Annotated in this window: 13 protein-coding genes; 9 read left to right on the forward strand and 4 right to left on the reverse strand. The window is 39.4% G+C overall.

The window, feature by feature from the left end:
- The first annotated feature begins 6 nt into the window (after window positions 1–6).
- Together cysE and BEGALDRAFT_RS08125 are read left to right on the forward strand one after the other, a co-directional pair.
- The gene (gene cysE, locus BEGALDRAFT_RS08120) at window positions 7–816 is read left to right on the forward strand and encodes a serine O-acetyltransferase (protein ID WP_002685552.1); all 810 of its coding nucleotides are present in this window, start codon (window positions 7–9) and stop codon (window positions 814–816) included.
- Between the two features lie 518 nt (window positions 817–1,334).
- The gene (locus BEGALDRAFT_RS08125) at window positions 1,335–1,598 is read left to right on the forward strand and encodes a hypothetical protein (RefSeq protein ID WP_002685553.1); all 264 of its coding nucleotides are present in this window, start codon (window positions 1,335–1,337) and stop codon (window positions 1,596–1,598) included.
- A gap of 121 nt (window positions 1,599–1,719) precedes the next feature.
- Here the strand turns inward: BEGALDRAFT_RS08125 and BEGALDRAFT_RS08130 are convergent, their stop codons facing one another.
- Both BEGALDRAFT_RS08130 and glgC read right to left on the reverse strand, forming a co-directional pair.
- Window positions 1,720–2,772: a class I fructose-bisphosphate aldolase gene (locus BEGALDRAFT_RS08130; RefSeq protein WP_002685555.1), complete on the reverse strand. Its 1,053-nt coding sequence runs from the start codon at window positions 2,770–2,772 to the stop codon at window positions 1,720–1,722.
- A 119-nt stretch (window positions 2,773–2,891) separates the two neighbouring features.
- Entirely contained in the window at window positions 2,892–4,289 is a 1,398-nt protein-coding gene (gene glgC / locus BEGALDRAFT_RS08135) for a glucose-1-phosphate adenylyltransferase (protein ID WP_002685556.1), read from the reverse strand.
- Window positions 4,290–4,471: 182 nt separating this feature from the next.
- On the opposite strand from glgC, the gene BEGALDRAFT_RS08140 reads away from it, so the two are divergent.
- A complete protein-coding gene (locus BEGALDRAFT_RS08140; RefSeq protein ID WP_002685557.1) occupies window positions 4,472–6,778 on the forward strand; it encodes a hypothetical protein in 2,307 nt (768 codons plus the stop codon).
- Window positions 6,779–7,079: 301 nt separating this feature from the next.
- On the opposite strand, the gene BEGALDRAFT_RS08145 is transcribed toward BEGALDRAFT_RS08140, so the two are convergent.
- Window positions 7,080–7,613, reverse strand: coding sequence for a hypothetical protein (locus BEGALDRAFT_RS08145; RefSeq protein ID WP_002685560.1), 534 nt, complete (start codon window positions 7,611–7,613; stop codon window positions 7,080–7,082).
- A gap of 272 nt (window positions 7,614–7,885) precedes the next feature.
- Between BEGALDRAFT_RS08145 and mgtE the strand changes: the two genes are divergently transcribed.
- The 3 genes from mgtE to BEGALDRAFT_RS18155 all read left to right on the forward strand — a co-directional run bounded on the left by mgtE (window position 7,886) and on the right by BEGALDRAFT_RS18155 (window position 11,245).
- Window positions 7,886–9,331 (forward strand): magnesium transporter, encoded by a 1,446-nt coding sequence (mgtE, locus tag BEGALDRAFT_RS08150; protein WP_002685562.1) that lies wholly within the window; start codon window positions 7,886–7,888, stop codon window positions 9,329–9,331.
- Window positions 9,332–9,396: 65 nt separating this feature from the next.
- Window positions 9,397–9,678 carry a hypothetical protein gene (locus BEGALDRAFT_RS08155; RefSeq protein ID WP_002685564.1) on the forward strand — a complete coding sequence of 94 codons (282 nt, stop codon included), beginning with the start codon at window positions 9,397–9,399 and terminating at the stop codon, window positions 9,676–9,678.
- 157 nt (window positions 9,679–9,835) lie between these two features.
- Complete coding sequence (locus tag BEGALDRAFT_RS18155) at window positions 9,836–11,245, forward strand: GNAT family protein (protein WP_002685567.1); 1,410 nt, start codon at window positions 9,836–9,838, stop codon at window positions 11,243–11,245.
- Between the two features lie 332 nt (window positions 11,246–11,577).
- Here BEGALDRAFT_RS18155 and smc read toward each other — a convergent pair whose 3' ends face one another.
- Window positions 11,578–15,087 carry a chromosome segregation protein SMC gene (gene smc / locus BEGALDRAFT_RS08165; RefSeq protein ID WP_002685569.1) on the reverse strand — a complete coding sequence of 1,170 codons (3,510 nt, stop codon included), beginning with the start codon at window positions 15,085–15,087 and terminating at the stop codon, window positions 11,578–11,580.
- 585 nt (window positions 15,088–15,672) lie between these two features.
- On the opposite strand from smc, the gene BEGALDRAFT_RS08170 reads away from it, so the two are divergent.
- From BEGALDRAFT_RS08170 to BEGALDRAFT_RS08180, 3 genes are all read left to right on the forward strand, one after another.
- Window positions 15,673–16,983 (forward strand): DUF3131 domain-containing protein, encoded by a 1,311-nt coding sequence (locus BEGALDRAFT_RS08170; protein WP_002685570.1) that lies wholly within the window; start codon window positions 15,673–15,675, stop codon window positions 16,981–16,983.
- Window positions 16,984–16,998: 15 nt separating this feature from the next.
- Window positions 16,999–18,426 carry a DUF3131 domain-containing protein gene (locus BEGALDRAFT_RS08175; protein WP_002685572.1) on the forward strand — a complete coding sequence of 476 codons (1,428 nt, stop codon included), beginning with the start codon at window positions 16,999–17,001 and terminating at the stop codon, window positions 18,424–18,426.
- Between the two features lie 104 nt (window positions 18,427–18,530).
- Window positions 18,531–19,937, forward strand: coding sequence for a DUF3131 domain-containing protein (locus BEGALDRAFT_RS08180; protein ID WP_002685574.1), 1,407 nt, complete (start codon window positions 18,531–18,533; stop codon window positions 19,935–19,937).
- Window positions 19,938–19,944 lie beyond the last annotated feature (7 nt).

A 19,944-nucleotide genomic window follows, 5' to 3' on the forward strand; every position in this document is an offset into this window, starting at 1 on the left:
TATATTATGTTAAATGATTTACGCGAAACGATTACTTGCATTTTTGCACGTGACCCTGCAGCTCGTAGTACGGCGGAGGTTATTCTCAATTACCCTGGATTGCATGCCGTGTTATGGCATCGATTAAGTCATCGTTTGTGGCGAGCCAATTGGAAACTACTTGCCCGTACCTTATCGACAATTGCCCGTTGGTTAACAGGGATAGAAATCCATCCCGGTGCAGTGATTGGACGGCGTTTTTTTATCGATCATGGCATGGGGGTTGTGATTGGTGAAACGACAATCATTGGGGATGATTGTACTTTATATCATGGGGTTACTTTAGGCGGAACTTCTTGGCAAAAAGGCAAACGTCATCCAACTTTAGGCAATAATGTTGTAATTGGAGCGGGGGCTAAGGTGTTAGGTCCTATTACGGTTGCTGATGGGGCGCGGATTGGTTCTAATGCGGTTGTCGTAAAGGATGTACCCGAAGGGGCGACAATGATCGGCATTCCCGCTAAGGTTGTGAATGTCGAATTAAATTGGAAAGAACGCCATCGGCAGGAGATGGAGAAAAAGATTTTTGATGCGTATGGAATGCCTTGTGATGGGGATATGTCAGAAATAGATTCTGTGCAGTACGCAATCAATAATATGCTGGATGATATTCATCATTTAGATCAGCAAATGCAGAAGCTGTACGGCATGTTGCATCAAATGGGAAAATGTGAACTTGCGGGGCTGGAGGAGGCTTCTTGTGTGAACTTGCGCCAGCGTAAAAAGTTGCATAATGATGCAGTTCATAAAACTATTAATTTAAACAGTGTTGAATAACAACATTGTTTTTAGGGTTGAGAATAAAGACTTAACCCTTAATTTAAAATATTTGTTATTAATCAATAATAAATAGTGATATTTTTATTTTTTTAGCCAACCATTGCTTTTATTTTTACTTGAAAAAAAAGTTGAATAGATTATGATAGGTTTAATATGCCTGTTATAACTATTTATCGTAAAACTATTTTTTCTAGTGACTTATCATTATTCTTGCTATTAATAGGATTAATTGGTTTTTTTAGTATAAAAATCTTAAATTAAACGAGTTGTTACTCGTTTTTTTACCAATTATCTGAAAAATACGCCCTTTAATTGCGGTAATTGCCCTTTATCATTTGTTTGTCTGTCCATACTTAATTCATAAGCGTTAATGTACTGTGTGGTGTTAGTATCCTTTTAACCTGCGCAAACGACGTTAAAAAAGCATATGTTTTACAAGGTTTTAATGGTATAGCTCTTGCATTTATTAACACCAACTAATGTACTCAACCATTATTTAACATGAGGTGATGACCATGATAGACGCAACATTAGATGTGAGAAGTCGTGTAGAATCAGGAAATGATGTCAATAATTCGAGCGTTTTGAACAATGCAAATGCAATGCGCCAACAAACAGCATTAGCAGTAGATAAAGCAAATCGTTTGGAAGCTATGTGTGCGACTCAGCAAAGAGAATTAGACGCTTTACGTCATACACTTAATGAAATGTTTGATGAAGAAACGCTGGGAGAAATTTACTCACGTTTTATGAATCGTTTGTATAGTGAAGTAAATTGATTGGATGAGTGTCACCAGTAATGTCTTTTCTGATTAACAAAAAGGGTGTTCTATTTTTTTGAACACCCTCTTTTTTTCGAGCTAATTTTTTAATAGTAAAATTAACTCATCACCTTGATACTTAAGCAATCGTGACATCACGCGCTAAATAGACATCTTGAATCGCGTGTAAGAGTTTAACACCGTCATCCATGGGTTTTTGGAAGGCTTTGCGACCAGAAATTAAGCCCATACCGCCCGCCCGTTTGTTAATCACGGCTGTCCGTACTGCGTCTTTTAAGTCATCTTTGCCACCTGCTTCACCGCCAGAATTAATTAATCCTGCACGTCCCATAAAGCAGTTTGCTACTTGGTAACGGGTTAAATCGATAGGATGGTCAGTCGTTAATTCGCTATAGACTTTTGCGTGAGTTTTACCGAATTTAATCGCATTATAACCACCGTTATTAGTGGCTTGTTTTTGCTTGACGATATCGGCGTTAATGGTTGCGGCGATATGGTTGGCTTGTCCTGTTAAATCGGCAGCCGTGTGATAATCGGTATCACCCACTTTAAAGGCAGGATTGCGTAAATAGGCCCATAAGACAGTTGCCATGCCTAAATCATGCGCTAATGCAAAGGCTTCGCTGATTTCTTCAATTTGACGGCGGGATTCGTGAGAACCAAAATAAATAGTTGCACCAATGGCAACTGCGCCCATATCAAAGGCTTGTTCGACTTTAGCAAACAAGGTTTGATCGTAAATGTTGGGATAGCTCAGAATTTCATTGTGGTTGATTTTGACGATAAAGGGGATTTTATGCACGTATTTACGGGCAATAGAGCTTAATACCCCTAATGTGGAGGCAACCGCATTACATTCCCCTTCAATCGCTAATTTGACGATATTTTCAGGGTCAAAATAAATGGGGTTGGGTGCGAAAGACGCACCGCCAGAGTGTTCAATCCCTTGGTCAACAGGCAGAATGGATAAATAGCCAGAGCCTGCTAAACGACCATGATTAAACATCGCGCCTAAATTGCGCAGAACATTGGGTTTTCTATCTGTTAAGCTCATTACACGATCCATAAAATCAGGACCTGGTAAAGACAACATCTCTTTTGGAACTCCTTTGCATTGATGGTTTAATAATGATTCCGCTTCTGCTCCCAAAAGAGTAGCGATGTTTGTCATAGTAATTATTTCTCCGTTAAGCAATTTATATATTATCAAAAACAAGCAAGTATTATGTTTGATATAACCAATAAATGATGGTTTATAACCAGCATAAGGTAAATTATTTTACGAGATAACTAGAGTAATTGCGGGTTTTTTTGCGACTTTTTTTTGCCCTTCTTTGCCGTGTGGTGGCTAGGATGATTTGTTAATACGGGGGGCTCTGCAAGAGGGACGAGGCTGTCTTTAGTACGAATACGTGGGTAATCTGTCGGAGATTCATGAATATACTGCGTCAACATTTCAGGCGTTACCAGCACAACCCCTTTTTCACTGACATAAAAACGCTTTGCATCTTCTGCCAAATCTTCGCCGATGACCGTGCCCGCTTCGATATAACATCCTTTATCGATGATGACTTTATTTAAACGACAATGCTGTCCAATACGCACATCAGGTAAAATCACACAATCTTTTAATGTCGAGTAATCATTCACAATCACATTAGAAAATAACAGCGAATTCTCAATCATTGCCCCAGAAATAATACATCCCCCTGAGACCATTGAATCAACAGCCATCCCCCGTCGACCATCATCATTAAAGACAAACTTAGCAGGGGGCAATTGTTCTTGATAAGTCCAAATAGACCAATCACGGTCATAAAGATTTAACGGTGGCGTGACTCCAATTAACTCCATATTGGCTTCCCAATAAGCATCAACAGTACCCACATCTCGCCAATAGCCCGACTTTCCCGTGTTTTGCACATCTCTAAAAGGGTAGGCAATTACTTTATGATGTTTAATCAATTTAGGAATGATATCCTTACCAAAATCATGGCTTGAGTGCTCGCAAGTTGCATCTATCACCAATTGGTCATATAAAAAATCAGTGTTAAAAATATAAATCCCCATGGAGGCTAAGGCACATTCAGGATTATTCGGTAAAGCAATCGGCTTTTCAGGTTTTTCAGTAAAGGTTTTGATGTTACCTTTTTTATTCACTTCCATAATGCCGAAACTACTTGCCATAGATAAAGGCACTTCTAAACAGGCAACCGTTAAATCTGCCTTACGTTTGACATGCTCCGCCAACATCGTGCTGTAATCCATTTTATAAATATGATCACCTGCCAAAATTAAGACATATTCGGGTTTATGATTACGAATAATGTCTAAATTTTGATAAACGGCATTTGCAGTGCCAGAATACCAAGATTCTTGTAAACGCTGTTGTGCGGGTAATAATTCTACAAATTCGCCAAATTCACCACGCAAAAATCCCCAGCCTTTTTGAATATGCCGAATTAATGAATGTGATTTATATTGTGTAATCACACCAATACGACGAATTTTAGAATTCATGCAATTAGATAAGGGAAAATCAATAATTCTAAATTTTCCCCCAAAGGGCACGGCGGGTTTTGCACGCCAATCTGTCAACTGATGCAATCGAGAGCCACGTCCCCCTGCCAAGACTAACGCTAAGGTTTTCTGCGTTAATTTATTTAAAAAAGTTGCCGAGTCATTCATTTTTATTCCCCCTTGATGTTTACCAAAAAAATAGCACAATAGCAGTTTGTTGTGACTTATCTATTAAGTGTCTTAGGGCGATGCAAGCTAACTTTTTGTTTGATAAATACCCCTACCAAATGGTATTAAATTTGCTATAGAATGGACGAACGAATCTACCACCGCCTGCCACCACCTCAGGGATGTTCAATTCCACGCATTTTTTTAATAAATACTTCACTGCGTCGAATGCGTCAGCGATTCATCTACGCTTACAACCGCTGCGTCTTTCGCCCATTAATTTTGCTCGCCTGCAAAAAGGTATAGACAACGTTCACATTGATGTACAACTCAGCCCCCAGTTTATTCAACAATGTCAAAACGCCATTTATAGCTTACTACTTGAACGTACCAGCACAAAACGCCGCTTTACCGATAAACCCTCCGAAAATGTCCGCCGTCAATTATCACAGTTACACGATGCATATGCAGAAATCTTACAAATCACTATCCATCGTTGTAAACGGGATAAACAGCTAGATTTATTACAACTATTTGAAGTTGCCACGATTAAATTTATTTTAAAAACAGTGGCTGATAAAGCCGAGCAAGTCATGCAGGAAATGAAAAATACCTTGCTCAGTACTAGTGGACAAGCCAACGCAACCGATACTTATGATAGAACGGTTTGGATGTCTAAAAATTATAATCGTTTATTACATAAAGTAACTTCTGAAATTTTTGAACAAATTCAAAGAGCTGATACAGGTGTTGGTCAACAATTAAAAACATCTTTATTAGGCATTACATGGTCTATTTCGCCTGATGTATTAACAAATCCTTTATTGCAAAGTCCTGACGTGCATGATTTAGAAATGCTGATGGATTACTATGTTTTACTCTCTCAGGACGGTGATAGCGTCTATGGTTTTAATCGCCTGAGTGAAATTTTAGACAATACAATTGATAGAATCGTTAAACTATTTCAATTAGATGATATTCCAGAACAAAATTTAACTGTTATACAACAAATTCCAAATTATCAAGATAATGAGCTAAAACTCGATTTTTCATGGCGCGATGTGCCCGACAATATGCGCCTACTCTTTGATTGTGAGCATACACGCCAACAATTAACCGATAGTCAATTAGAAACCAACGAAAAAAACTATTTAAAACATTGTTTACGGCTACAAGAAAAAGCGTTGCAATTACTCATAGATACACTAAATCAACAACATATTACCCAACATATTTTAGCCGCTTATGAAACCCCACGTTTATACGAACATTATGCCCACTTGATTAAACCTTATTTACTTTATCAAGCCATTTGTGGCGATGCCTTGGTAGATGAAATTTGGTACAAGCTCAAAGTGAACGAAAAAGTACGCCCACTGCGGCGAATGGGCGATAAACCTTTAACAATTAATGCATTAGTTGACACCCAGAAAAATATTCGTAAACAGAGCAAAAGCCCACCCGTTGCAATCCTATATCGCTTTATCAATGATTTCTGCACATACAGACGCGATTTAAAATACCGTTATTTACTCCATCAAGCGATGGAACAAATTAATTTATTAACGAATCCCAATGATTTACAGTTATCTAAAACCAATGGGATGCTGCATAACTTTTTTGAACCCTCAGAGCAGACCGAAGAAGATGACCGTATTAAAGGACATGTGATTTTAAAAGCCGATTTACGCGGTTCTACCACCATTACCAGCGAATTGCGCAAACGTGGCTTAAACCCTGCGACACATTTTAGTCGAACTTTTTTCAATCCAATCCGTGAATTACTAGCAGAATATGGCGCGGAAAAAGTCTTTATTGAAGGGGATGCCGTCATTCTTAGCCTATTTGACTATCAAAACCGTCCTGATACATGGTTTTCTGTTGCCCGTGCTTGTGGATTAGCCCGTAGTATGCTCACCGTGGTTGAGGCACAAAACCAATTTTGCCGACAATACGACCTGCCCATTTTAGAATTAGGGATTGGGATTTGTTACACTGATGACGCGCCCGATTTTCTCTATGATGGCGAGCAACGCATTATGATTTCCCCCGCGATTGGCGATGCTGACCGCCTTTCCTCCTGCTCGTGGAAATTGCGCCAACGTTTTCGCGGACAGGATTTATTAAACCGCGTATTAGTGTTTAAGCAAGCAGAAACGGATAAATTCAAAGGTGAAAAAGGCATGACCACCTTTCGTTATAATTTGAATGGGATAGAACTGGATAAGGGGGCATTTAGGAAGTTACAAAACGAAATTGCTTTACAACAGTTTAATATTCAATTACCAAACGATAACTATAAAACGGCTTTTTATGCAGGCTACTATAAAACGGCGAAGGGACAAGCCGCTGATTTAATTATTCGTCAGGGCTGGATACAACAATGGCAAGAAAATTCGCAACAATATCCGTTAATTAAAGAAAATTATTACGAAGTTGTCACACATAAACGCATTTTACAATCTATTCAAAAAGTTTTAAAAAAATAGAAATGATGGAAAGCGTGCGTTAGTTATCTGATAACCTGAGTTCGGCAAGTTTCTTTTAAAAAAAGACAACAGCTTGTCTGAATCAGAATTTTCAGAATTTAAAACCCTAAAACCAAAAATTTAAGGTGAATAACGCTTTTTAATTCTGCTAATTCTGAAAATTCTGTGAATTCTGATTCAGACAAAAAAAGACCTGCTAGGCTTTTAAAACCTAGCAGGTCTCTATTTTGTTTTATAAAAATCGCCGAACTCAGGTTATCTGATACTTCTGATACTAACGCACCCTAGAGTCAGCCGTAATTCAGTGTGAAATGGGATGGTAAGGCATGGAAGAATGATGTAAATTTATAATTAAATTATCTTTTTCGTCACGCTTATACCCAAAAGTAAATTCGACCTTCGCTTCATTGCCCGTTTTAGCATCGGTAAAATAGTAATTTCCCATTGCTAATGCTGAATCTGAGTCAATCACAATATTTTTTGTATCGAAACGCACTTTTGTCCATGGTTGCAATGCAAAGCCATGGTCTTCTGCAATACTTCCCGTCACAAAATAAGATAACGCTTCTTCCTTGGTTAAACGAAATTGTTGATCAGCCGCTTTTGTTGGCTTAAAGAGAACATCACCTTGATCATAACCATATAAAGTATCTACGATGTTTTTAGCGACTGCTTTGTAATCCTCTTTTGCAACATAAGCTTTGCCAATTGTGACAATTGCCTCTGCCCACTGTGCTTGTGCAGCCAATACCTCTTCCTCCGTAATGGGTTTTGCCGCCATCACATTAGAAGAGAAAAGCAATACAACGGCACAACTGATGAGATTAATTTTCATAGGGACTCCTTCAGGGTTGAGTTAAAAAACTTTTTATTTCAATCTATTAATCATTAAGCCTTTTATGACTTCTACGCCGTCACGATATAGACTGTCATTTTAATTATTCTTAAAAAGGCACAAAATCTGTCACGAAAAAATTGAGTAAGATGGCACAGACTTAATGAAGTTTTTTAGTTTGAACATGGTAGCTTAATTTTATTTCACGGACAATCCTACTCGCTAGCACATATGGTGCGTACATTTCCTTAATTTATTAGGATTTATTGTTTATGCCTACTCAGAATAACGAGCTTCGCCATCAGCGCAACTTGCAAGAAACTTTGCAACATATCTACCATTTACTGGAAAAACAGAAGTTAGTCAATGAGTTAGTTCGTAAACAAGACACGCCACGTCATGAATTAGTGCAATCTTTAGTTGCAAAACAACATCTTGTTGAGCTAAAGCATAAACTCGCTCAATTACACCCTGCTGACCTTGCTTTCATCTTAGAAAGTTTGCCCTTAGATGACCGTATAAAAGTCTGGGAATTAATTCCATTAGAAAAATATGGCGCGATTTTGTTAGAAGTTTCAGAAGTTGTGCGCGATAGTCTTATCGCTAGTATGGAACGTCACCAAATTATCCATGTCACTGAGCATTTAGATTCTGATGAAATCGCCGATTTAATGCCTGCATTGCCTAAAGATACCGTTTTTGAAATTCTCACACAATTAGACAGTCAAAACCGCGCCCAAGTGCAATCAGTAATGCAATTCCCCGAAGGGACTGCAGGGGCATTAATGGATTTTGACATGATTACCGTGCGGGAAGATGTCAGCCTTGATACAGTATTACGCTATTTACGACGCTTAGGCAAAATTCCACACCAGACAGATCAACTCTTTGTCGTTGATAGAAATAGCACAATTAAAGGCGTATTACCGCTCACAGAATTGCTTATTCATCCACCTGAAGCATTAGTCAGTCATGTGATGCGCGAAAATTTTACAGCGTTCTACACCGATGATTCTGCGCATGAAATTGCACAAGCGTTTGAACGTTATGATTTAATCTCCGCACCTGTTATGAATTCACATCATCAACTTGTTGGCTGTTTAGGCGTTGATGTTGTGGTTGATTTTATTGATGAAACATTACAACGAGAACGGCTAAATCAAGCAGGTTTAGAAGAAGAAGAAGACTTATTCGCGCCAATTTGGAAAAGTGGGCGCAACCGTTGGGCGTGGTTAGCCCTGAATTTAATGACCGCATTTATTGCTTCACGCATCATTGGCTTATTTGAAGATACAATTCAACAATTAGTTGCATTAGCGACATTAATGCCCATTGTAGCGAGTATTGGCGGTAATACAGGTAATCAAACGGTTGCGTTGGTTATCCGTGGGCTTGCGCTGAAAAAGGTTAATGCCAGTAATTTCCTACACCTGTTTTTCAAAGAAATTACTATCAGCTTAATGAATGGATTATTGTGGGGTAGTGTTGTCGGATTATTTGCCTTTTTACTCTATCAAGAGATAAAACTAGCAATGGTGATGATGGCGGCAATGGTATTAAATCTACTCATCGCGGCACTTGCAGGGGTTTTTATTCCCTTAGGTCTTAGCAAGTTAGGACGTGACCCCGTGATGGGCAGTAGTGTTATTCTTACTGCATTAACAGATAGTATGGGATTTTTTATTTTTCTAGGGCTTGCCAGCCTGTTTTTGCTTTAAACCGCGCAAATCATCTACAATAATATCACTTTTTAACTAGATAACTGACTTTGAAGGATTTTAACATGATACGTCATTTCTTTCTTACACTGGTATTTATGTTCGGTTTAACCGCTTGTGGGGGGTCTCCGATTAACCAAGCTAACTATGACAAAATTGCTGATGACATGCCCTATAGTGAAGTTGTTAAAATTTTAGGAGAACCAACCCGTAAAGATAGCAGTGGCATTAATGTTGGTGGTTTTGGTTTATCTGGAACAGAGGCTGAATGGGAAGTAGAAGGCATTAAAATTAATGTTGTTTTTGTCAACGACAAGGTAAAAATTAAGAACTTTAAAAAGCAATGAAAACTTAATCAGTTGCTGAGTTAATAACTTGTATATTGGTCTGAATTCTATGAAAAATTATTTAAAGAGTTCAGACCTTTTATTTTTTGTTTTATTGCTGTCTCTCAATCGGTTGCTACTTATTGATACCGCGATTGGATGATAAAAAGAAAAATTTATGTCACTGCATACGTTCATTGTTAATACGTTACCGCCTGCCCCCAGCACTTTATTGATAATTGGTTCTCTGGATGCAGACAGCCTTGCTAAACTGACTACCGACGGCTATTGCTGTTTACAACAACAAGATTTTAGTCCACTGACAGAACGTATTAGTCGAGTTTATTGTATAGACCTTGCCTTATTATCTGACCCTTTAAACACGTTTAATCAACTATATCCTGCCTTAACGGAACACGCCGATGTTTATCTCAAAGGCATTGTTTGCACACAACGCCAAGCAACTGAACAACGCGAAAGCCTGCCCACCTTGCCCTATTTAATCGGACAAATTCAACGCTGTGGCTTTAAATTACAGGCACAAGATGAGTCCTATGCAGATAAATTACCCAATATTTACAACCCCGCACACTACACCGTCATCACGCTACATTTTCAAAAAACGACACGCCCCCGTTGGCTAACACGCCTTGTGACTGCACAAGACCATAAAGATATTTGTCATTTATTTGCACAAGTGTTTAAACCCAAAGTGATGAGCGAAGCGTTATGGCAGTGGAAATATGGTGAGGGGCGCGGTATTGGAACAGGGGCATGGGCTGGGGATGAAATGGTGGCTCATTATGGCGGTATTTTGCGCCGTATTCTCTATTTCGGCACGATAAAAACTGCGGTACAAATTTCTGATGTGATGGTGTTATCTACAGAACGCGGCGTATTGACGAAAAAAGGCGCGTTTTATCTAACTGCTGCCAGTTTTCCTGAATATTTTGTCGGGTATGGTGCGACCGCTTTATTAGGCTATGGTTTCCCCAGTGAACGACATCTACGGTTAGCACAACATTTAAATTTATATGCAGCCGTTGGGCGTATGGTGGAATTATCATGGCAAAGCCTGCAAACGCGCCCCCGTTTATTAAGCCGTGTTCAACATGTAAACCCAGAAACAGCAGAACCGATTGTTAATCAATTGTGGCAAAACATGGCAAATAGTTTACAAACAGCTTTGTTAGGCGTGCGTGATTGGCAATATTTACACTACCGTTATTTGCAACATCCACATAATACTTATGAATTATTGTTAGTCACACATCGGCTAACGGGCAAACCATTAGGATTAGCCGTGATTTTTATTGAAAACGGCATTTGTCGCTTGATGGATTTTATCGGCTCACTGCAACAGTTACACGCAACCATCCTACAAGTGCGCCGTGTTGCAGGACGACGCGGATTAACGCAGGTCAATACGTGGATTACAGAAAATTTTGCCACAATGTTTCCGCTGATAGATGCACAACAAAAAGTCTTAGATATTCAAATCCCACATAGCACTTGGTGTCAGGGACTTGCACCAGAAACGATTGAAAATCATTGGTGGTTAATGGCAGGAGATACAGATTTTTTATAAAAATTTAGGCGTAGCTTATAAATAACCTGAATTTGGCGAGATTCTTTTAAAAAGACAAGAGCTTGTCTGAATCAGAATTCACAGAATTTTCAGAATTATAGTAAACGCACTATAAAACGATGCGAAGGACTGGCAGTCCTAAATTTAAATCACTTTATGATACGTTTACTATAAAAATCATGATTTACCTTAACTTTTTGGTTTAAGGGTTTTAAATTCTGTTAATTCTGAAAATTCTGTGAATTCTGATTCAGACAAAAAAAGACCTGCTAGGTTTTCAAAACCTAGCAGGTCTCTGTTTTATTTTATAAAACTCGCCGAGCTTGGATTTATTACGCAACCATACCGACCGCCTCATTAATATCAACAGAGACCAAACGCGATACCCCTGCTTCTTGCATTGTCACTCCCATCAACTGATTCGCCACTTCCATTGCAATTTTATTGTGAGAAATAAAAATAATTTGGACACGTTCCGACATGGCTTTAATTAATTCGGAATAACGACCAACGTTTGTATCATCTAATGGCGCGTCGACTTCGTCTAACATGCAGAAAGGAGCAGGATTTAATTCAAAAATAGCAAATACCATTGAAAGTGCTGTCAGGGCTTTTTCACCACCTGAGAGTAAATGAATGGTGCTATTACGTTTACCTGGTGGACGTGCCATGATGGCAACGCCTGCTTTGAGTAAATCATCGCTCGTCAGTTCTAAGCGAGCCTCGCCACCGCCAAAGAGTTTAGGAAAGGTAACTTGTAAAGTCGCATTAACGCTGTCAACGGTTTGTTTAAACCGTGAACGGGTTTCGCGGTCTATGGTACGAATGGCATTTTCAAGTTGTTCTAACGCATCAGTTAAGTCTGTCCATTGTTCATCCATATATTGCTTGCGTTGGGATTCTTGCTCATATTCTGCAAGAGCAGCCATATTCACCGCGCCAATCCGTTCTAGTTTGCGTTCTACTGCATCAATTTGTGCAACCCAACTGGCTTCATCAGCGTATTCAGGTAGTTCACCCACTAAGGCAATGGGACTAAATTCACTTTGTGCAAAGCGTTCATCTAAGGTTTGTTTACGGACAGCTTTCGCTTGGCTATCTATGCGTAGTTGTTCTAAGACCGCACGTAATTCACCGCTACGATTTTCTAAAATACGCCGTTGCTCTTCATAGTGCGTCATCGCTTGTTCTAAATGTTCAACGGTTTGTTTAGCTTGGCGCAATGTTTCTTCTATTTCGCTACGTTTTTCTTGATAGACAGATAAGTCTTGATGCAAAGTTTCTGTTGGGTCGACTTGTTTTTCTAGGTTTTTTTGTAAATCGTTGCGTTGCTCGTGAAGCTGGCTTAAGCGGTCTTCTAAACGTTCAATGGCTTGTTGTAGCCGAGAAAAATTAGTGCGATGTGTGCCTAATGTCATTTCTACTTGATGACGTGCCTCGCGGGCTGTTTGCCATGCTTGACGAGATTGCAAGGTGATTTCCTGCGCCCGACTCTTTTTAGCGTTTAAATCCTCACGCTCATCGGCTAATTGCTCCATTTCTGCAAGGGCTGCATGTAAACTGGTGCGCGTTTCGACGATGTCGCTTTCATCTTGGTTAATTTGTTGGATAAGTTCAGCTTTTTCAGATTGAATGCGATTTAATTGTGCACGAACGGCTTCTACACGGGCTTGTTTACCCCCTTGTTGCGATTGTAACGCTGAGAAATGTTGGCGGACTTGATTTACACGCTGTTGCACTTGGTCGCGCTGTCCTTCTATTTCTCTTAACTGGATACGTTTTTGTTCAACGGTTTGGTTCAGGTGTAAAACGGCTTGGTCTAAAGTTTCTAACTGTTTGGCGATACGATTAATTTCTTGTTCGCGCCCAATCATGCCCGTTTTTTCATCTTTACCTTGACGACAATGTAGCCAGTTCGCGCCCAGCCAAATACCTTGCGGGGTAATGATAGATTCTGTGGCGGTGAGTTGGGTACGCATGGATAACGCCGTGTTTAAATCGTCAGCGACCCAAATTGAATGTAGAAAGCTCTCTATGGGTAAATCTGTGGTGACTTTGTCACGTAAGCGAATCCATGTCGGGTGTATCGTGGTAGCGGATGCGGTTGATGCGTGGTTATTGGCACTCACTAGCATAAATTGCCCTTGTGGGGGCTTTTGTAAGGCGTTGGCATAATCGCTGAGTTCGTTTACACATAATGCATTGAGATAGTTATCTAAAACCATTTCGACGGCTTGTTCCCAACCTGTCGCAACAGTGAGTTTTTGCGCCAGATGTGTGGCGTTATCAAGTCCTTGCACGTGTAGCCATGCCTCTAAATCTGCATTATTTTTACCTAATGCCGCTTCTTGCAAGGCTTCTAAAGAGGCTAATCGTCCGCTGAGTTGGTGAACTTGTGCACTTTTTTCGTGTAATTCGGCAGACAATTGTTGGGTTTCATCGCGCAGTTGTAACACGGTTTCTTGATGCGCAGATAGCAACGCCTCCGCTTCTTGCCAATCGGCTTGTACATCTGCCATTTCGCTTTCTAAGGCTTGTAAGGCGGTTTCTAAAGAATGGACATCGATATGCTGTTGTTCATTTTCAAAGCGTTGTAGGCGTTGGCGATTTTGTTCAACCCGTTGTTCTAGGCTATGTAAGCGCGTGCGTTCAATTTGAGCGCGTTGCGTGGGTTCATTGGCGCGTTGGGTGAATTCTTCCCACGTCATTTGCCATGTATGCGCGTCGGCTTCTGCCTCTTGTAGGGTGATTTCTGCCTGTTGTTCAGCTTCTTGTAGTTCGGCTAAATAGTTTTCCGTTTCTGCAATATCAGCATTCAGGGTTTCAGCTTGTTCTTTATCAGTTTGCCATTGGCTTTGCGTTTCTTGGATAGAGTCTTCAAGTTGTTCTAAATCCCACTGTAGTTGCTCGAAGCGTTCTTTGCCGTGCTCAATGGTTTGTTCTAAGCGTTTAATTTCGCTATCAACTGTATAAAACTGTGTTTGTACGGTTTCTAAATGAGTTTGTGCATCCGTGCGGGCGGCGCGTTGGCTTTGATGTGTTTCTTGCAAGGATTGTAATGTGAGTAAGTCCTCTTGCAAAACAATGGCTTTTTCATCAATTTGCTGTTGCATGTCCTGCACGGCTAAATTGAGTTCGTGCCAGCGAATGGCATCAAGTTGGGCTTTTAATAAGGTTTCTGAGTGTTTGAGTTCTTGAAAGCGTTCTGCTTCACGGGCTTGGCGTTTGAGTTTTTCTAATTGTTTGGATAATTCTTCACGCAAATCGTTTAAGCGGTCTAAATTATCACGGGTTTGTGCCATGCGTTGTTCCGTTTCTTTGCGTCGTTCTTTGTACTTAGAAATGCCCGCCGCTTCTTCTAAGAATACCCGTAATTCATCGGGTTTTGCTTCAATAAAGCGGGAAATCATCCCTTGTTCGACAATGGCATAGCTACGAGGGCCTAGCCCTGTACCCAGAAATAAATCGGTAATGTCTTTGCGCCGACAACGTTCGCCGTTAATGAAATATTGCGAGTCGCCATCACGGGTTAAGAGTCGTTTAATCGCTAATTCGCCCGTTTCATGATAGGGCGGAATAGTAACGGCTTCAAACCAAAGCTCAACGCTGGCTTGGTCAACGGGTTTTCGTCCGCCAGAGCCGTTAAAAATAACATCGGTCATTGCACCGCCACGCAGATTTTTTGCAGAGCTTTCACCCATGACCCAACGTACCGCGTCGATAACATTCGATTTGCCACAGCCATTAGGGCCTACAACACAAACGCGATTACTGGGAAAAGGAATAGTGGTTGAATCAACAAAAGATTTAAAGCCTGCTAGTTTGATTTTACTTAAGCGCATGGGTGGATAGTGGTGAAATAGTCGAGATTTGGAAAAAGCAACGGGCGATTATAGAGAGTTATACCTGTCGGTGCGAATTTATTCGTCAAAATAGGTCGAGGGTAGATCGTCGCGGTTACATATATGCTTAAACAGAATAAAATTGATATTTATATAAAAGATGTAATTTTTATATGCGTCATCTAATTTTAACGCATAACTGCATTATTTATATGGAGTGTTTAAAGATAAACAATACATTTTTGTGATAACCAATCTAGTTTATAAGTTATATTAAAAATATTAATTTTATTTAACTTAATAAAAATTAAGTAGAATTTTTAAACGATAAATTAATTCATACATTGACGATTATAAAAAATACTTAAAAAATATTATCTATTTAAATTCTGATTCTAATAAATCTATTTTATATTTTTATCGTTTTTTAAGATTATTATCAAGATATTAACATATCATAATCGTAATTATCATGATGAGGTTATTCTAAAAAAGAATCCTCTTTTGACCAGTTGAATAGATAGGTATCTGTCTATTCTAATATATTTCTATATAAACAAATACTTTCCGTTAGGTAACTGATATATGACTTTTAAAGATGGATTAACTCGAGCGCGTAGCCATATTATGTTTATCTTGGCATTAATAGTGGCTTTTATTATCGTTGAGCAATTAAACATGTTAGATCAAACGCTTCATAGCTCCACCAAAATTCCTAAAACGACAATAGATTATCCACTTCGCCCCATCACGCCATTAAACACGGAGCAACTGAAACAAGCACAAATTGCATGGCAGTATTTTGAGCAAAATTATCAGGCACAAACAGGGCTTGTGAATTCTGTTGACCAATATACGGCGACAACAATGTGGGATACGGCTTCTTATTTGATGGCGTTAATCAGTGCTTATCAGTTGGAAATTATTTCGCCATTTACGTTTGATCAGCGAGTTTCTTTGTTATTAACCAGTTTGGCAAGAATGCCATTATTTGATAATCAATTACCGAATAAATCTTATAATACAATTAGTTTAGAAATGACTGATTATAATAATGTTCCTCTGGCTCGTGGAATTGGTTGGTCAGCCATTGATATTGCTCGTTTATTAGTCCCTTTTAATATTTTAGTTTGGCAGTATCCTCAACATACACCCGCTATTCAAAAGGTTATTCGTCGTCTGGATTTTTCAGCATTGGTACATAATGGGCAAATGATGGGGGCTATTGTTGATAGCACAGGGAAAACCGTGTATGTGCAAGAAGGGCGGTTAGGTTATGAACAATATGCAGCTAAGTCTTTAGCATTATTAGGATTAGATGTGAGTGTGGCATTGCATTACACTGATTTTCTGAAATTATTACCAATGTATAACATTAATATTCCAACAGATTATAGAACACCTGACCGTTATGATGCGCATAACTATGTGGTGAGTGAGTCTTATATTTTGGACGGCTTAGAATTTGGCTGGGATGATACCTCGCGTGAATTGGCGTATCGCGTTTATCAAGTGCAAGAAGCGCGTTATAAGGATACGCAGTTGTTGACCGCTGTCAGTGAGGATCATATTGATCAAGCTCCTTACTTTGTTTACAACACGATTTATAGTAGTGGGCATTTTTGGAATACCATCACGGATAAAGGGGAAGATGCAAGTCAGTTTAAGAGCTTAAGTTTAAAGGCAGTTTTTGGCTGGCATGTGTTGTATCAAACTGATTATACGCAGTTAATGATTGAGAAAGTTAATCAGTTGTATGATGAGAAAAAAGGCTGGTATGCAGGTTTATATGAGAAAAATCAACAGGCTAATAAAGCCATTACAGCGAATACGAATGCAATAGTTTTAGAAAGTCTTAATTATCAGCGTGCTGGAAAGTTATTGAAGTTTCAATAATAGTGAGTATTTATAATGCGTTATCTTTTTTTCTTAATCGTCAGCATGGTATTACTGGTTGCTTGTGGTTCTATTTATTCAACCAGCGAGCCTGTGAGCACACCTTTAGAAATAGAAAAAAGTTCTATTACTTCAAGGGTCATCCACAATGCAACACAGTTACGTCAGCAAAGTCCTTTAACCGTACAAGAACAGCAAATTGCTCAAATTGCGTGGCAGTATTTTATTAATAATGTGCAAAAAGAGACTGGTTTAGTCAATGCAGTGCAAAGTTATCCTTCTGTCACGATGTGGGATACAGGTTCTTATTTAGGTGGGCTGATGGCGGCTTATGAATTAAAGATTATTTCGCCTGAAGAGTTTGACAACCGTTTAATGACTGTACTCACGACCTTGAGTCGATTAGATTTATTTCGTCAAGAAGTTCCTAATAAGGTTTATAACACCCAAACCACTGAAAAAGTCAATTATGGCAATCAAGTGGGGGAAATAGGCTATTCTGCCCTAGACTTAGGACGCTTATTGATTATTTTTAAAATCATAAAATTGCGTTATCCTGAGCCAAAATATGCCGATTTAATTGATACTGCCGTGCTACGGTGGAATTTTTGCAATTTAATTGATAAAGATGGCATGTTATTCGGGGCGCATTTAGATGAGCAGAAAAACACCGTTTATGTGCAAGAGGGACGGCTAGGCTATGAAGAGTATGCGGCAAAAGGCTTTCAATTGTGGGGTTTTGATACAACAAAGGCGAGTAAAATAGAGCCTTATCAAACGATTAATTTATATGGTATCGATATTCCTTATGATAGTCGTGACCCCCGAGAATTGGCTGCCCATAATTATGTCGTGACAGAAAGTTATGTTTTAGATGCGTTAGAGTTGGGCTGGAATACTATCTCTCCACCGACGATACCGCCTGCACGATACACGGATAAAACCATGCGTGAGTTTGCACAACGGATTTACGCAGTACAAGAAGCACGTTATCAGCATACAGGTCAATTCACCGCTCGCACTGAACATCAATTAGATGGCGACCCTTATTTTGTTTATGACACGATTTATTCGGATGGATTTCCATGGAATACGATTACTGAAACAGGGGTTCATGTGCCTCAATTTGCGTCGATTGCGTTAAAAGGAGCAATTGGTTTATGGGCGGTTTGGGACACGCCTTACACGAACGCCTTATTTCAAGTTGTAAACGATGAATATGATGTAACTAAAGGTTTTTATGAGGGTATTTATGAAGATGGGCGTGGCAAAATCCAAACATTCACGGCGAATAATAACGGTATTATTTTAGAAAGTTTATTGTTTAAAACCCAAGGGGTGTTATTACCGTTTGAGGCATTACAAAAACAGTCAGTTGGTTTATGGGAAAAGACTTTAAAAACAGCGTCTGCAAAAGTCACTCAACAATGTTTAGTCAGATAATTAGGTCAATTGGCTGAACCATCTTTAGATTTTCTTAAAAATCAGATTTTTAAAAACAATTGTTTGTCTTATTGTTTTTAAGCCTCTTAGGATAATTATCACGCATGAAACACGCTTTTTTGCTATCGTGCTATCTGTTTTGCTTAGTTTATTTAAGTGGTTGTGGTGTTGTTGTTCGTAGTTTACATCGCAGTGCAGAAAATTTATCAACATCGCCTATTTTTCATCAAGGACGGTATGGGGATTTAACCGAAGAAGAACAGCAATGGGCAAAAATTGCATGGTTATATTTTGAGAATAATTATAATCCTGCCACAGGGTTAGTAAATTCGCGCGATGGTTATCCATCCGTCAGTGTCTGGGATATTGCGGATACAATTGCGGCAACATTGGCAGCAAAAGAGTTGGCATTAATTGATGCTTATGCCTTTGACCAACGAATTTCTACCTTGCTCGATTTTCTCAATCGCATGAATTTATCTTTTGGTAAATTGCCCAATAAGTTATATCACGCTGGCGATGGACAAATGGTGAATGCGGGTAATCAGCCTGATGAAATCGGATGGTCTGCGGTGGATATTGGGCGTTTATTAATTTGGTTACATATCTTAAAAACCCGTTTACCTGCCTATAGTGAGTATGTTGATAAAGCCGTTTTACGTTGGCAATTTTGTGACATTATTGATAATTGTGGGCAATTACAAGGTTCGGCACGGGGAGAGGCGCAAGCCGTACAAACCTATCCTGATACTCGCATCGGCTATACCGAATACGCACAAGCAGGCTTTGAAATGTGGGGGTTTACCATGCAACGGGCGCAATTATCCTATGCGGTTACAAATATTCTCGGCGTGAATATTGTTCACGATGACCGTGACCCGCGCCTTGTGGGGAATTATTCCCCTGTTGTGAGCTTGCCTTATTTGTTGTATGGGTTAGAGCTGAATTGGGATAAAACTGATGATGCGAGGAGTACGCCGTTGCAACATACGGATACTTTTATGGCTGACCAAGCCATGAATATTTATGCTGTGCAAGCCCGTCGCTATGCGCAAAATAATATTTTTACAGCGCGTACTGAAAATGCTTCTAATGCAGAACCGTATATTGTTTTAGATAGTATTTTTGCAGGGGGGTTTGCATGGAATACGCTAGATGCTAAAGGCAATTATTTGCCACATTTAGCCCTTGTGTCCACCCGCGCAACCTTTGGGTTATGGGGATTATGGAAAACGCCTTACACGGATAAGTTAATGAATTTGATGAAAAGCACTTATCAGGGGGATAAAGGGTGGTATGAAGGACGTTATGAATTGACTGGGGGGCATAATCGCACATTTACCAGTGCGACAAATGCCACCGTGTTGGAAGTTTTATTTTATAAAAAAATAGGGAAGTTATACCGACCTGTTCAGCGACAAACGTATATGGATATTTTATTAGCGGATGAGTTTAAACGTCCGCCGCGTTGTTTTCCCCAATCTCGGGATAAATGCCAAAAACAACCCTAGCAAAATA

Source organism: Beggiatoa alba B18LD, assembly GCF_000245015.1.
Taxonomy (GTDB): domain Bacteria; phylum Pseudomonadota; class Gammaproteobacteria; order Beggiatoales; family Beggiatoaceae; genus Beggiatoa; species Beggiatoa alba.